A 13,386-nucleotide genomic window follows, 5' to 3' on the forward strand; every position below is an offset into this window, starting at 1 on the left:
GTGAGCGTCGTTCAGAGGGCCCGTGCGGCCTCCCCGACTGCCTTCAACGCTACGTACCCGAAGCTCGCAAAACGTCACACTACGGAGCCATCCCGACCCTGGGAAACGTCGGGGTCGGACCCTGAGCCGCTTCCTCCTGACGGAGGGCCGCCCGCTCCCGCCGCTCGGACCTGCGACGGAGCCGGGCGCGGGTGGCGGGGACGACGGCGAGGTGGGCGAGGGCCACCCCCACGGTGTTGAGCAGCAGCGAGTCGATGTCCGGGACCCGGCCCGGCACGCCCGTCTGCAGGATCAGGATGCCCAGCGAGACCAGGGCGCCCGCGGCCACCGTACGGACCAGGGAGGCGAGCGGGGAGGCGCCGAGCCTGCCGTGGGTCATCGGCAGCAGGACCCCGAGCGGAGCGAGCAGGGCGACGCCCTCGGCGATGCGGTGGGCCGCCTCCGGCCACCCCAGCGTCAGGTCGGCCCGGATACCGGCCAGCGGGCGCAGGTTGGGCGGCTGCACCCAGGGCACGTCCAGCGGACGCAGCGTGAGCCAGGCGACGAGCGCGAGGTGTGCGACGAGGAGGACACCTCCCGTCACACGGATGCGGATCGCGGCGCTGCCGCCGATGGAGCCTTGACGCTGCACGCCACCCAAGACGCGGCGCCCGGCACGATCGGTTCCGGGTCCGCCGACGTACCTGCACGAGGCCTGCGCCACATCCGCATTCCAGACCCGGTTCACCCGCGCGGGGGGCAGGGCCTGTTGCGAGAGTCCCGCGTGCCCCGCGACGCCCGGCACGCTCCCCCAGAGGGGGCACCCCCACTCGCCGCACCGGGCGCAACCCCGAGTACGTCCAGTACGAGGGCCTGTACCCGGCACGCCGAGAGCACGCTCTCCCGCGCTGGAACAACCTCGCGCGGGGGACCCCCACGACGCCGCAGGGCCCGCCCTCCGGGCGGACGGCGGGACTTTCGCAACAGGCCCTGGCCGGGCCTCAGCCGCCCGTGACCTCGCTGGACGGTGGTGTCTCGCTGCCCGGCCGGGAGCGGAGGTCGCCGGTACAGGCGTAGCGGCGCGGCGGCTGCTTGCCGGGACCGCCCAGGATGACCGAGCCGTCGCCCTCGGCGGCGGCCGAGTCGGAGAACGTGCACACCAGCTGCGCCAGCGCGTAGGAGGTCAGGTCGCCGGGCTCGGTGCTCAGCCGCAGGGCGTCGTCGGGATCGCCGGGGCGCGGCCCGCCGACGGTCATGCCGCCCCGTACGTCCGTCGTGTACCCGGCCTCCTTCTCGGCCGGCGACGGCGTCGCCGCGAGCTGGTCGAGCAGCCCCTGCGCCACCAGCACCCGCCGCCGCGAGTCCGCCGTGCCGTCCGGGACGCGTACCGCCCGGTCGACGGCCACCAGCGAGGAGCCGCACAGCAGGAACACCTGCACGGGCAGCCCGCGCGAGGCCTGCGCGGTGACGTCCGGCCCGGCCAGCGAGCACAGCACCCGCGAGGGCGCCGCGCCGAAGTCGGTGGGCACCTGGGTGGAGCGGATGCCGCACCCGGTGAGCACCACACCCAGCAGGGACAGCGCCGTCAGCCGGCGTACGTTCCTCACGCCTCCCCCTTCTTCACGTCGCCCTCGGCCGCTTCCTGCGCCAGCGCCGAGGCGTCGCGCGGCAGCCGCAGCGTGAACACCGCGCCGCCGTCGGGCGAGTTGGCGGCGGTGATCTCGCCGCCGTGGATGTGCGCGTTCTCCAGCGCGATGGACAGACCGAGGCCGCTGCCGTCGGAGCGGGGCCGCGAGGCGCTCGCCTTGTAGAACCGGTCGAAGACGTGCGGCAGGACGTCCTCGGGGATGCCGGGCCCGTGGTCCCGTACGGCGATCACCACGTGGTCGTCCATGGTCCGCACCGACACCCGCACCGGGGAGCCGCCGTGCTTGAGGGCGTTGCCGATCAGGTTGGCGAGGATGACGTCCAGTCGGCGCGGGTCGAGCCGGGCGTGGATGCCGCGCTCGGCGTCCAGGTCGACCGCGTCCAGCCAGGCGCGGGCGTCGATGCACGCGGTGATCTGGTCGGCCACGTCCACGTCGTCCAGCACCAGCCGGGCCGTACCCGCGTCGAAGCGGGTGACCTCCATGAGGTTCTCGACGAGGTCGTTGAGCCGCCGGGTCTCGCTGACGACGAGCCGCACGGCCGGCTCGATCATCGGATCGACCGACCCGGACTCCGCCTCCAGCTCCTCCTCCAGGATCTCCGTCACCGCGGTGATCGCGGTGAGCGGAGTACGCAGCTCGTGACTCATGTCGGCGACGAACCGCCGGGACGCCTCGTCCCGCGCGGCCATGTCGTCCACCCGCTTCTCCAGCGCCTCGGCCGCGTCGTTGAACGTCCGTGACAGATCGGCGAGTTCATCGGTCCCGGACACCCTCAGCCGGGTGTCCAGCCTGCCCTCGCCGAGCCGGCGCGCGGCGACCCCCAGCCGCTGCACGGGCTTGAGCACCGTCGAGGCGGCGGCCTGCGCGAGCAGCGCGGAGCCGACCAGCGCGAGACCGGTGGCGATGCCCAGCGACCAGGCGAGCGAGTTGAGGTCCTTGGCCTCCGGCTCCAGCGACTTCAGCATGTAGCCGGTCGGCCCGCCGTCGATCATCCGGGTGCCGGCCACCAGATAGGGCGTGCCGTGGTCGACGACCCGCTGCCAGTACAGGTGGTACGCGTACTTGTTGTCGGAGTCGACCTGCTGCCGCTTGTTCACCGCCGCGCGCAGCGACGCGGGCACGTCCTGCAGCGAGAAGCCGTCCAGGGCACCCGAACTGCCGTACACCGTGCGGCCGTCGGAGTCCTGGGCGACGAGCAGCACGCTGAAGCGCTGACTGCTGTTCGCCATCTGGCCGGCGGTGTGCTGCAGTTCGTCCTGCGTGGGGTGCGGGGGCAGGGTGCCGGCCCGGGTCTGCATCGCCTGCCGGAAGTCGCCGAGCACGGCGTCCTGGGTACGGGTGAGCACGGCCTCGCGGTTGAGCCAGTACGCGATGCCGGACGCGGAGACGGCGGCGGTGAGCGCGACCAGCCCGAACACGACGACCAGCCTCAGCCGCAGGCTGGTGAACCGCAGTCGTGACAGATGTCCCTTACGAGTCGCGGCCCAGCCGCGAACCCCCCCTTGCGCTGATGTCACTGAGGCGTGTCCAGCCGGTAGCCCACGCCCCGCACGGTACGGATCAGCGTCGGGGACGAGGGGACGTCCTCGACCTTGGCGCGCAGCCGCTGGACACACGCGTCCACCAGCCGGGAGTCGCCGAGGTAGTCGTGCTCCCACACCAGCCGCAACAACTGCTGGCGGGAGAGCGCCTGACCGGGCCGCCTGCTGAGCTCCAGCAGCAGCCGCAACTCGGTCGGCGTGAGCTGCAGGTCCTCGCCGTTCTTCGTCACGGTCATGGCCGCGCGGTCGATGACGAGGCTGCCGAAGGTCGCCGCGTCGTTCGCCTCCCGCTCGCCGCGCCGCAGCACGGCCCGGATCCGGGCGTCGAGCACCCGTCCCTGCACGGGTTTGACGACATAGTCGTCGGCGCCGGACTCCAGCCCGACGACCACGTCGATGTCGTCGCTGCGCGCGGTCAGCAGAATGATCGGCAACTGGTCCGTGCGCCGGATGCGCCGGCACACCTCGAACCCGTCGATGCCGGGCAGCATCACGTCCAGCACGATCAGGTCCGGCCGCTGCTCGCGCAGCAGCTTCAGGCCGTCCTCACCGGTGGCAGCGGTGGCCACACGGTGTCCCTGGCGCGTCAGTGAGAGCTCCAGGGCCGTGCGGATGGCGTCGTCGTCCTCGATCAGCAACAGGGAAGGCACGGGGGTCATTCTGGCCCATGGCGGGGTGGTGTTTCGACTCCTGATACGCACCTGTACGGCTGTGTGCCCGTACCGCTCTTCTCTGTGACCGGACTGTGCGTCCGCTGCGACCGACCCCTGTGACAGGTCTGTGACAGTCGGCGGACACGGCCATGAAGGTGCGAGGGCAAGCTTTTCGGCACAGGCAAGGAAGCACCGCAGAGATTCACCGCCTGAGCAAGCAGAACACCGGAAGTCCACGACGGGGGGCGCGAGATGAACACGCTGCACAGCACCAGCAATAGCGCAGTGATCACGCGCCTGCACGACGTGAACGGGGGCCGGGGTTCGAAGGAGTCCGGCGCCGTGAGCGGGCGGGGGTGCGCTCGCGGCGCCGGGCGTCAGCACACCGCGTACATGACGGTGGTTGACGGTTACACGGGGGAACCGCACGGGGGAAGCGCGTACGGGGAGGACACGGGGGAGCGTCGTTCGCTGTCGGAGGCGGAGTTCACCGCCTACGTCCAGGAGCGCCGCGCTTCCCTGTACGCCACCGCCTATCACCTGACCGGTGACCGCTTCGAGGCCGAGGACCTGCTGCAGAGCGCGCTGTTCTCGACCTACCGGGCGTGGGACCGGATCAGCGACAAGGCCGCGGTCGGGGGCTACCTCCGCCGCACCATGACGAACCTGCACATCAGCGCGTGGCGCCGCCGCAAGCTGAACGAGTACCCGACCGAGGAACTGCCGGAGACGCCCGGCGACACGGACGCGATGCGCGGCACCGAACTGCGCGCGGTCCTGTGGCAGGCGCTGGCCCGGCTGCCCGAACTCCAGCGGACGATGCTGGTCCTGCGCTACTACGAGGGCCGCACCGACCCGGAGATCGCGGAGATACTCGACATCAGTGTCGGCACGGTGAAGTCGAGCATCTGGCGGTCGCTTCGCCGGCTGCGCGAGGACGAGGTCCTCAGCTTCGGCCGTGACGAGGAGAACGCCTTCGGGGAGCTCGTCGCCTGAGGGCCGGGGGGAAGCAAGTCACGGGGGAGCGGTAACCGGGGGGGGACCCACGGGGGAAACGGGGGTCACGGGGGACCAACGGGGGTTGGACCCACGGGGGAAGCACCACCACGGGGGAACGGGGGAGAGCGGGGCTGGAGGGCCGGGGGGTCCGTCCAGTCCCGCTTTCGCGTGCGCTCACCGGTGTTCGGCTCAGGGGGTCGGGGTCGCCGCCGGGCGACGGCCCACCGCGGCCGCGGCCAGGCGGCCGAGGGCCTCGTCCTTGTCGCAGGGATGGGCGCCGAGGGAGGTCTGGCGCGCGATGATCGTGCGTTCCTGGCGCATCAGGCGCCAGCCGCGGCGCAGGAGGAAGGGCACCGACTTGCGCCCCTCCTTGAGGTCGCGCAGGAAGCGGCGGCGGAACGTGCGCACCGGGCCGCGGTTCAGGCACAGCGCGTCGGCCAGCAGGCCCAACTCCCGGCAGCGGTCGACGATCTCGGCGGCGAAGATGCCCTCGGCGATGAAGAGGGGCGTGCGGCCGACGTCCACGGTCTCCTCGCCGGTGCGGGCCGAGAGGGAGATGTCGTAGACGGGGATCTTCGTACGGCCCGTGCGGCACAGTTCCTCGATCGCCGCGACCGCGACGTCCGTGTCCCAGGAGCCCGGGTGGTCCCAGTCGATGTCGGAGCTTCCCGCCACCAGCGGCAGTGTCGGGTCGTCGCCCTCCTTGTAGAAGTCGTCGAGGCGCAGCACGGGGAGGCCGGAGCGGGCGGCGACCAGGGACTTGCCCGAGCCCGAGGGGCCGCACAGCAGCACGACGCGGGCGGGGGAGGGGAGATGGATGCTCACGGGACACCAGTTTGACGTATTCCGTACGCCTGATCGACCCCGCGGGTCGGCTTTGGAGCGTGCGTCACACCTCAACTACCCTTCGTGTCGACCTGATCACCCCGCGCACCAGAAGGTGGCACCCGCGATGGCCCGACACACGTCCTCCCCGACCCCGACCGCCCAGCGCGCCCTCGTCGCCCTCGCCACGGCAGGGGTGGCGCTCGGCGCGGGTGCCGCGACGGCCTCCGCGGACACCGCGCCGGTGGTGAACGAGGTGGTGCACACCCGGCCCACGTCGCTCGGCCGCGTCGACCCCCAGGCCGGTCTCCAGGCCGTCACCGGCGTGGTCGGCTACGTCACCGGTCCGGTCGCCGGCCTCAAGCCCAACCCCCTCGCGGGCACCGGCGTCGACCCCCTCGACAACGGCGTTGCCACCCAGCTCGCCGACTTCCAGCCCCTCGCCTCCCAGGCCCTGACCGGACCGATCGCCGAGGCCCAGTCGATCGGCAGCATCCCGGTCCTCGGCCAGGCCACCACCCTCCTGAACCACTGACCCCCACCGGAAGAGCCGCGCTTCCCCGGGTGGACGGGGGCGCGGCTCTTGGTTTCGGTGGGTCAGACGGTGCGGCCGGAAGGTCTCGGCACGGCCGGACGATCTCGTGGGTCGCTTACGTCAGCCCCAGCATCCGGCGGACCTCCTCATGCGGGATGCCCGGCTCGAGTGTCCCTTCCGCCCCGCGTCGCTGGTAGTCGGCGACCACGAGGGCGTCCTCGAGGTCTTCGAGCACCTGCGGCGACACGAGGAGGGCGGCCACCTGCCCGTCGTCGGTGAGGGCGATGGTCTCGTGGTTGTGGGCGGCTCGGCGGATCAGGTCGCCGAGTCGGGAACGGGCGTCGCTGACGGACATCTGGAGCATGCGCACATCGTGGCGCTCTTGGAAGCGGCGTGCGTGGTGAAGAGCCGCGCCTCCCCCGGACGGAGGGGAGGCGCGGCTCGGTTCGTGGCCGGTCAGTAGGACGAGCCCGACGCGCCCAGGGAGCCCGTGGGGTGCCAGACCGTCTTCGTTTCCAGGAACGCCGTCAGGCGGTCGGTGCCGGGCGCGGCGAGCCAGTTGTCCACAGGCTGTGGACGAAGAACCCGCTTCAGGTTGTCCGCCGCCGCGATCTCCAGTTCCTTCGCCAGGACCTCGTCCGCACCCGCAAGATCGATCGCGTTGACGTCCTGGTGGGCCGCCAGCGGCGTCGCGATCTCCGCCGTACGGCCGGACAGGATGTTGACCACACCGCCGGGGACGTCCGACGTGGCCAGGACCTCGGCGAGGGACAGGGCCGGGAGCGGGGACTTCTCGCTCGCCGCCACCACCGCCGTGTTGCCCGTCGCGATCACCGGCGCCACCACGGAGACCAGGCCGAGGAAGGACGACTCCTGCGGGGCCAGTACGGCCACCACACCCGTCGGTTCGGGCGAGGAGAGGTTGAAGTACGGGCCCGCGACCGGGTTTCCGCCGCCCACCACCTGCGCGATCTTGTCCGTCCAGCCCGCGTACCAGACCCAGCGGTCGATCGCCGCCTCGACCTGCTCGGCCGCCCTGGACTTCGACAGTCCCTCCGCGTCCGCCACCTCGTGGACGAACTGCGCCTTGCGGCCCTCCAGCATCTCCGCGACCCGGTAGAGGACCTGTCCACGGTTGTAGGCGGTGGCTCCGGACCAGGCTCCGAACGCCTTGCGGGCCGCCACCACCGCGTCACGGGCGTCCTTGCGGGACGAAAGGGGCGCGTTCGCCAGCCAGTTGCCCTTGGAGTCGCTCACCTCGTACACCCGGCCGCTCTCGGAACGCGGGAACTTCCCGCCCACGTACAGCTTGTAGGTCTTGAAGACAGACAGGCGATCAGACATCGAGGTATGCCTCCAGGCCGTGGCGGCCGCCCTCGCGGCCGAAGCCCGACTCCTTGTAACCGCCGAACGGCGAGGTCGGGTCGAACTTGTTGAACGTGTTGGACCAGACGACGCCGGCCCGGAGCTTGTTCGCGACCGCCAGGATGCGCGAGCCCTTCTCCGTCCAGATGCCCGCGGACAGGCCGTACGGCGTGTTGTTCGCCTTGGCCACCGCCTCGTCCGGCGTGCGGAAGGTGAGGACGGACAGGACCGGGCCGAAGATCTCGTCGCGGGCGACGGTGTGCGCCTGGGTGACGTTCGTGAAGAGCGTCGGGGCGAACCAGTAACCGGAGGAGGGCAGTTCGCAGGCCGGCGACCAGCGTTCGGCGCCCTCCGCCTCGCCCTGCTCCACGAGCCGGGTGATACGGGAGAGCTGCTCCTCGGAGTTGATCGCGCCGATGTCCGTGTTCTTGTCCAGTGGATCGCCGAGCCGGAGCGTGGAGAGCCTGCGCTTCAGGGACTCCAGCAGCTCCACCTCGATCGACTCCTGGACCAGCAGCCGGCTGCCGGCGCAGCACACCTGGCCCTGGTTGAAGAAGATCCCGCTGACGATCCCCTCCACCGCCTGGTCGATCGGGGCGTCGTCGAAGACGATGTTGGCGCCCTTGCCGCCCAGTTCGAGGGTGAGCTTCTTGCGGGTGCCCGCGACCGTCCGCGCGATCTCCTTGCCGACGGCCGTGGAGCCGGTGAAGGCCACCTTGTTCACGTCCGGGTGCGCCACGAGCGCGGCGCCCGTGTCGCCGTAACCGGGAAGGATGTTGACGACACCCTTGGGCAGACCGGCCTGGCGGCAGATGTCCGCGAAGAACAGGGCGGACAGCGGGGTCGTCTCGGCGGGCTTGAGGACCACGGTGTTGCCGGTGGCGAGCGCCGGGGCGATCTTCCACGCCAGCATCAGCAGCGGGAAGTTCCAGGGGATGACCTGGCCTGCGACGCCCAGCGGCTTGGGCGAGGGACCGAACCCGGCGTGGTCGAGCTTGTCGGCCCAGCCCGCGTAGTAGAAGAAGTGCGCGGCGACCAGGGGGAGGTCCGCGTCGCGGGTCTCCTTGATCGGCTTGCCGTTGTCGAGGGTTTCGAGGACGGCGAGCTCGCGCGACCGCTCCTGGATGATCCGCGCGATCCGGAACAGGTACTTGGCGCGCTCGGCGCCGGGCAGCGCCGACCACTTCTCGAAGGCCTTGCGGGCGGCCCGCACGGCACGGTCGACGTCCTCGGCGCCGGCCTGCGCGACCTCCGACAGCACCTCCTCGGTGCTGGGGGAGACCGTCTTGAAGACCTTGCCGTCGGCCGCCTCCACGAACTCGCCGTCGATGAACAGACCGTAGGAGGGTGCGATGTCGACGATCGCGCGGGACTCGGGTGCCGGCGCGTACTCGAATGCGGATGCCATGGTGATCAGTCCACCGTCACGTAGTCGGGGCCGGAGTAGCGGCCGGTGGCCAGCTTCTGACGCTGCATCAGCAGATCGTTCAGGAGCGAGGAGGCGCCGAAGCGGAACCAGTGGTTGTCCAGCCAGTCCTCGCCGGCGGTCTCGTTGACCAGCACGAGGAACTTGATGGCGTCCTTGGAGGTGCGGATGCCGCCGGCCGGCTTCACGCCGACCTGGACGCCGGTCTGCGCACGGAAGTCGCGCACGGCCTCCAACATCAGCAGGGTGTTCGCCGGGGTCGCGTTCACCGCCACCTTGCCGGTGGACGTCTTGATGAAGTCGGCGCCGGCCAGCATGCCGAGCCAGCTCGCGCGCCGGATGTTGTCGTACGTCGACAGCTCGCCGGTCTCGAAGATGACCTTGAGCCGGGCCTCGGACCCGCAGGTCTCCTTCACGGCCGTGATCTCGTCGTACACCTTGAGGTAGTCGCCCGCGAGGAAGGCCCCGCGGTCGATGACCATGTCGATCTCGTCGGCGCCCGCGGCGACCGCCTCGCGCACGTCGGCCAGCTTCACGGAAAGCGGCGCGCGGCCGGCCGGGAAGGCGGTGGCGACGGAGGCGACCTTCACGGAGGAGCCGGCGACGGCCGCCTTCGCGGCGGGCACCATGTCGGGATAGACGCAGACGGCCGCGGTCGAGGGGGTCGTGCGGTCCGTCGGGTCGGGGCGGACCGCCTTGGCGCCGAGCGCCCGGACCTTGCCCGGGGTGTCCGCGCCTTCCAGCGTCGTCAGGTCGACCATCGAGATGGCGAGGTCGATGGCGTACGCCTTCGCGGTCGTCTTGATGGAACGGGTCCCGAGCGAGGCGGCCCGCGCCTCCAGGCCGACCGCGTCGACGCCCGGCAGCCCGTGCAGGAAGCGGCGCAGCGTGGCGCCGGACGCGGTGACGTCCGACAGTGCGTGGACTGCGGTAGGTGCATTGGTGGGCATGGTCACCAGACGAGCATATCTACGCGCGTAGCGGCTGTACAGCCCCAGGAATCGCTCTGGGTGAGGCTGAAGGGCGGATCTGGGTGAAGCGGAGGAGCGGCTCGTGGTGAAGCGGAGGAGCGGCTCGTGGTGAAGCGGAGGAGCGGCTCGTGGTGAAGCCGAGGAACGGCTCGTTGTGAGGCTGAGGCACAATCGCAGCATGACGATCCCCGACCGGATCTACCGATCCTCCGCCGGCATCGCCGGTGGTGTCCTGCTGCTGGCCATCGCCGCCTGGCTCGGCATCGACGCCGTCGTCGCCGGCCACGGCCGCACCCCCTGGCTCGCGCTGGCCACCATGATCCTCGTCGTGCCGTTGGTCGTCGCCTTCACCCTCCGCCCCGCCGTCCACGCCAACGAGGAACGACTGCGCATCCGCAACCCCTTCCGGGTGATCGTCGTTCCCTGGGGCGAGGCCGCCGCGCTGCGGTCCGGCTACTCGAACGAGGTCGTCGCCAAGTCCGGCACCAAGTACCAGCTGTGGGCCGTCCCCGTCTCCCTGCGAGCCCGCAAGCGGGCGGCCCGTCAGGAGGCCAGGTCGACGGCCGACCGCTCCGCGGAGGCGAGCGGACGACCCCGGCGGGGCGGCTTCGGCGGCTTCGGCGGCACGGGCGCGCTGGGCGGTGGCGGCTACCCGCGCGGCACCGCCGCACCGGAGGGTCCCGCGCGCGCCGAGACCGACAAGATCATGGATGACCTGCGCGAACTGCTGGAGACCAAGGGCGAGGCGGAGAGCGCGCAGGGCGAGGTCACGGTCCGCTGGGCCTACGAGGTCGCCGGGCCGGCGCTGGCCGGGGCGCTGCTGCTGGCCATTCTGCTGGCGGTGGGGTAAGGCGGGCCGGGCGTCCGGCTCGGTGAGTGCGGGGGCGGAGGTGCCGGAGGCCCCGACGGCCGGGGCGGCTCCGTTCGCCCCTTTTGGCAACGTTGTCCTCCGCCTCGGAAACCGGGGGCACGGACACCGGGGGCGCCGGGGGCGGTTCGGACACCGGCGGCTCTTCCGGCTCCGGCTCCGGCTCGGGCGGCGGTGCCGGTGGCGGTGGCGGTGGGTCCATTGCGGCGACCGGCACCCAGGTCGGCGCCATCGGCCTGGGCTCCCTCGCCCTGTTGTCCACCGGCTCGGCCCTCGTGCTCCACATGCGCCGCAGGGGCCTGCTCACCTTCGACGGCGACACCCCGCAACACCGCTGACCGGCCGACGGACGGGCGGGAGGCGCGGCGAGAACGCCTGCCGGGACGCCGTGCAGTGGGCGGGGCCCGCCATCGGTACCGAGGGCGGTTACGAGATGCGGACCGCGGTGATCGTCGGGCACGACTACTGCGGCTTCGACCGGTTCGCCACGCTGCCCGTCGGCACCAGGGTCACCATCGGCTCCCCGCGCCGCACGTGGACGTACGAGGTGTACGCCCACTACGTCACGCCGGGGCGTGGCGCCCCGGCCGCCGGGCTCTACTGGGGCGATCTCACGCTCCAGTCGTGCGTGGGACCGGACACGGGGTTCAGTTATCTGGTTCGGGAGCGGACATCGACCCCGACCCCGATCCAGACCCCGGCCTCGTGATGAACCCCGGAAACGGTTCGCTTCGTCAGATGCCGGCCGCCGTCGAGAGGTCTCGTTTGATCGACGTCAGGAGTTCCGTCGCCCTGGCGCGGGCCCCCGGGAGATCCGCGTGGTTCTGCACGGGGATCACCACCTCGAGGTAGCACTTCAGCTTCGGTTCCGTGCCGCTCGGGCGGACGATCACGCGGGCGCCGGTGAGGGTGTAGCGGAGGCCGTCGGTGGGGGGCAGTGTGTCGGTGCCTCGAGTGAGGTCCTCCGCCCTGGTGACGGGCAGGCCCGCGAGTTCGGTGGGCGGCTGTTCGCGCAGGCGGCGCATCGCGTCCGCGATGATGGAGAGGTCCTGGACGCGGACGCTGAGCTGGTCGGTCGCGTGCAGACCGTGCTCCACGGCGAGGTCGTCGAGGAGGTCGAGGAGGGTGCGGTTCTGCTCCTTGAGGACCGAGGCCAGTTCCGTGATCAGGAGGGCCGCCGTGATGCCGTCCTTGTCCCGTACGCCGTCCGGGTCCACGCAGTAGCCGAGGGCCTCCTCATAGCCGTAGCGCAGGCCCTCCACGCGGGCGATCCACTTGAAGCCGGTCAGGGTCTCCTCGTACGGGAGGTTCGCCTTCTCGGCGATGCGGCCCAGGAGGGACGAGGAGACGATCGACTCGGCGAAGGTGCCTTGTGCTCCGCGGCGGACCAGGTGGGCGGCGAGCAGGGCGCCGACCTCGTCGCCCCGGAGCATGCGCCAGTCCGTGCCGGTTTTCACCGCAACCGCGCAGCGGTCCGCGTCGGGGTCGTTGGCGATGACCAGGTCAGGGGTCGGGATCGTTTCGCGGGCCTTCGCGAAGGCCAGGTCCATGGCGCCGGGCTCTTCCGGGTTGGGGAAGGCGACGGTCGGGAAGTCGGGGTCGGGGTCGGCCTGCTCGGCGACGAGGGCTGGTTCGGGGAAGCCGGCCCTCGCGAAGGCGGCGAGGAGGGTGTCCTTGCCGACGCCGTGCATCGCCGTGTAGACCGTGCGGGCGGTGCGAGGGGCGGTGGGGGACAGGACGGCGTCCGTGCGGGCGAGGTAGGCCGACAGGACCGTGTCGTCGAGGGTCTCCCAGCCGGTCTCGGGGCGGTTGACGTCCTTGAGGGACGTGATCGCCTGGATCTCCGCCGCGATCTCCGCGTCCGCGGGCGGGACGATCTGGGAGCCGTCGCCGAGGTAGACCTTGTAGCCGTTGTCGCGGGGCGGGTTGTGGCTGGCGGTGACCTCTACGCCGGCGGCCGCGCCCAGGTGCCTTATGGCGAAGGCCAGGACGGGGGTGGGGAGGGGGCGGGGGAGGACGGCCGCTCTGAGGCCGGCGCCGGTCATGACGGCGGCGGTGTCGCGGGCGAAGTCGGCGGACTTGTGGCGGGCGTCGTAGCCGATGACGACCAGGCCGTCGGTGTGGCCGTGCTTCCTGAGGTACGCGGCGAGGCCGGCGGCCGCGCGGATGACGACCGCGCGGTTCATCCGGTTGGGGCCGGCGCCGAGTTCGCCGCGGAGGCCCGCGGTGCCGAACTGGAGGGTGCCGTCGAAGCGGTCGGCGAGGTCGGTGAGGTCGCCGGCCTCCAGGAGCTTGGCCAGTTCGTCGCGGGTGTCCGGGTCGGGGTCCTCGGCGAGCCAGGTCTGGGCCTGTGCGATGAGGTCGTCGTGCACGGTCGGTCTCCGGTCTCGTGTGGTGCGGATGCCTGCGGCGCCTGTGCGGGGTCGGTGGGGGCGGGCGTAGCGCCTACGGTTCGATTGTGGGTCGGGGCCGGGGCGGGGGGTGTCCGTCCTCGGTCGGGCGGTGCTGTGGGTCTTGCGGTGCTGTTTCTTGACGCCCGACACTGCGGGCGGACACCCCCCGCCCCGTCCCCTTC

At 71.7% G+C, this 13,386-nt stretch carries 15 protein-coding genes; 5 read left to right on the forward strand and 10 right to left on the reverse strand.

Features of this window, described 5'->3' with window-relative positions:
- Positions 1–79: 79 nt before the first annotated feature.
- The 4 genes from ABZ453_RS45735 to afsQ1 all read right to left on the reverse strand — a co-directional run bounded on the left by ABZ453_RS45735 (position 80) and on the right by afsQ1 (position 3,819).
- A complete protein-coding gene (locus tag ABZ453_RS45735) occupies positions 80–631 on the reverse strand; it encodes a VanZ family protein (RefSeq protein WP_359025181.1) in 552 nt (183 codons plus the stop codon).
- A gap of 349 nt (positions 632–980) precedes the next feature.
- Positions 981–1,586: a hypothetical protein gene (locus tag ABZ453_RS45740; protein WP_359025183.1), complete on the reverse strand. Its 606-nt coding sequence runs from the start codon at positions 1,584–1,586 to the stop codon at positions 981–983.
- Positions 1,583–3,145 carry a HAMP domain-containing sensor histidine kinase gene (locus ABZ453_RS45745; protein WP_359025185.1) on the reverse strand — a complete coding sequence of 521 codons (1,563 nt, stop codon included), beginning with the start codon at positions 3,143–3,145 and terminating at the stop codon, positions 1,583–1,585. The genes ABZ453_RS45740 and ABZ453_RS45745 overlap by 4 nt, the downstream gene beginning before the upstream one ends.
- The gene (gene afsQ1 / locus ABZ453_RS45750; RefSeq protein ID WP_013001223.1) at positions 3,142–3,819 is read right to left on the reverse strand and encodes a two-component system response regulator AfsQ1; all 678 of its coding nucleotides are present in this window, start codon (positions 3,817–3,819) and stop codon (positions 3,142–3,144) included. The genes ABZ453_RS45745 and afsQ1 overlap by 4 nt, the downstream gene beginning before the upstream one ends.
- A gap of 255 nt (positions 3,820–4,074) precedes the next feature.
- On the opposite strand from afsQ1, the gene ABZ453_RS45755 reads away from it, so the two are divergent.
- A complete protein-coding gene (locus ABZ453_RS45755) occupies positions 4,075–4,818 on the forward strand; it encodes a SigE family RNA polymerase sigma factor (RefSeq protein ID WP_133049976.1) in 744 nt (247 codons plus the stop codon).
- A gap of 192 nt (positions 4,819–5,010) precedes the next feature.
- Here ABZ453_RS45755 and ABZ453_RS45760 read toward each other — a convergent pair whose 3' ends face one another.
- Entirely contained in the window at positions 5,011–5,646 is a 636-nt protein-coding gene (locus ABZ453_RS45760) for a uridine kinase (protein ID WP_359025187.1), read from the reverse strand.
- A gap of 127 nt (positions 5,647–5,773) precedes the next feature.
- On the opposite strand from ABZ453_RS45760, the gene ABZ453_RS45765 reads away from it, so the two are divergent.
- On the forward strand, positions 5,774–6,181 hold the full coding sequence (locus ABZ453_RS45765) for a hypothetical protein (protein WP_359025189.1): 408 nt from the start codon (positions 5,774–5,776) through the stop codon (positions 6,179–6,181).
- A 115-nt stretch (positions 6,182–6,296) separates the two neighbouring features.
- Here the strand turns inward: ABZ453_RS45765 and ABZ453_RS45770 are convergent, their stop codons facing one another.
- The 4 genes from ABZ453_RS45770 to deoC form a co-directional block, all read right to left on the reverse strand.
- The gene (locus ABZ453_RS45770; RefSeq protein ID WP_359025191.1) at positions 6,297–6,545 is read right to left on the reverse strand and encodes a type II toxin-antitoxin system Phd/YefM family antitoxin; all 249 of its coding nucleotides are present in this window, start codon (positions 6,543–6,545) and stop codon (positions 6,297–6,299) included.
- 92 nt (positions 6,546–6,637) lie between these two features.
- Complete coding sequence (locus ABZ453_RS45775; protein WP_359025193.1) at positions 6,638–7,525, reverse strand: aldehyde dehydrogenase family protein; 888 nt, start codon at positions 7,523–7,525, stop codon at positions 6,638–6,640.
- The gene (locus ABZ453_RS45780; RefSeq protein WP_359025195.1) at positions 7,518–8,954 is read right to left on the reverse strand and encodes an aldehyde dehydrogenase family protein; all 1,437 of its coding nucleotides are present in this window, start codon (positions 8,952–8,954) and stop codon (positions 7,518–7,520) included. Before ABZ453_RS45780 ends, ABZ453_RS45775 begins: the two co-directional genes overlap by 8 nt.
- A gap of 5 nt (positions 8,955–8,959) precedes the next feature.
- Positions 8,960–9,922: a deoxyribose-phosphate aldolase gene (gene deoC / locus ABZ453_RS45785; RefSeq protein ID WP_359025212.1), complete on the reverse strand. Its 963-nt coding sequence runs from the start codon at positions 9,920–9,922 to the stop codon at positions 8,960–8,962.
- A gap of 199 nt (positions 9,923–10,121) precedes the next feature.
- Between deoC and ABZ453_RS45790 the strand changes: the two genes are divergently transcribed.
- From ABZ453_RS45790 to ABZ453_RS45800, 3 genes are all read left to right on the forward strand, one after another.
- A complete protein-coding gene (locus ABZ453_RS45790) occupies positions 10,122–10,793 on the forward strand; it encodes a PH domain-containing protein (protein ID WP_359025198.1) in 672 nt (223 codons plus the stop codon).
- 83 nt (positions 10,794–10,876) lie between these two features.
- A complete protein-coding gene (locus ABZ453_RS45795; RefSeq protein WP_359025200.1) occupies positions 10,877–11,149 on the forward strand; it encodes a hypothetical protein in 273 nt (90 codons plus the stop codon).
- Between the two features lie 50 nt (positions 11,150–11,199).
- Positions 11,200–11,520 carry a hypothetical protein gene (locus ABZ453_RS45800; RefSeq protein ID WP_359025202.1) on the forward strand — a complete coding sequence of 107 codons (321 nt, stop codon included), beginning with the start codon at positions 11,200–11,202 and terminating at the stop codon, positions 11,518–11,520.
- Between the two features lie 25 nt (positions 11,521–11,545).
- Here the strand turns inward: ABZ453_RS45800 and ABZ453_RS45805 are convergent, their stop codons facing one another.
- Positions 11,546–13,183 (reverse strand): phospho-sugar mutase, encoded by a 1,638-nt coding sequence (locus ABZ453_RS45805; RefSeq protein ID WP_359025204.1) that lies wholly within the window; start codon positions 13,181–13,183, stop codon positions 11,546–11,548.
- Positions 13,184–13,386 lie beyond the last annotated feature (203 nt).

Origin of the sequence: Streptomyces sp. NPDC005799 (assembly GCF_040630525.1) — a bacterium.
GTDB lineage: Bacteria > Actinomycetota > Actinomycetes > Streptomycetales > Streptomycetaceae > Streptomyces > Streptomyces griseorubiginosus_B.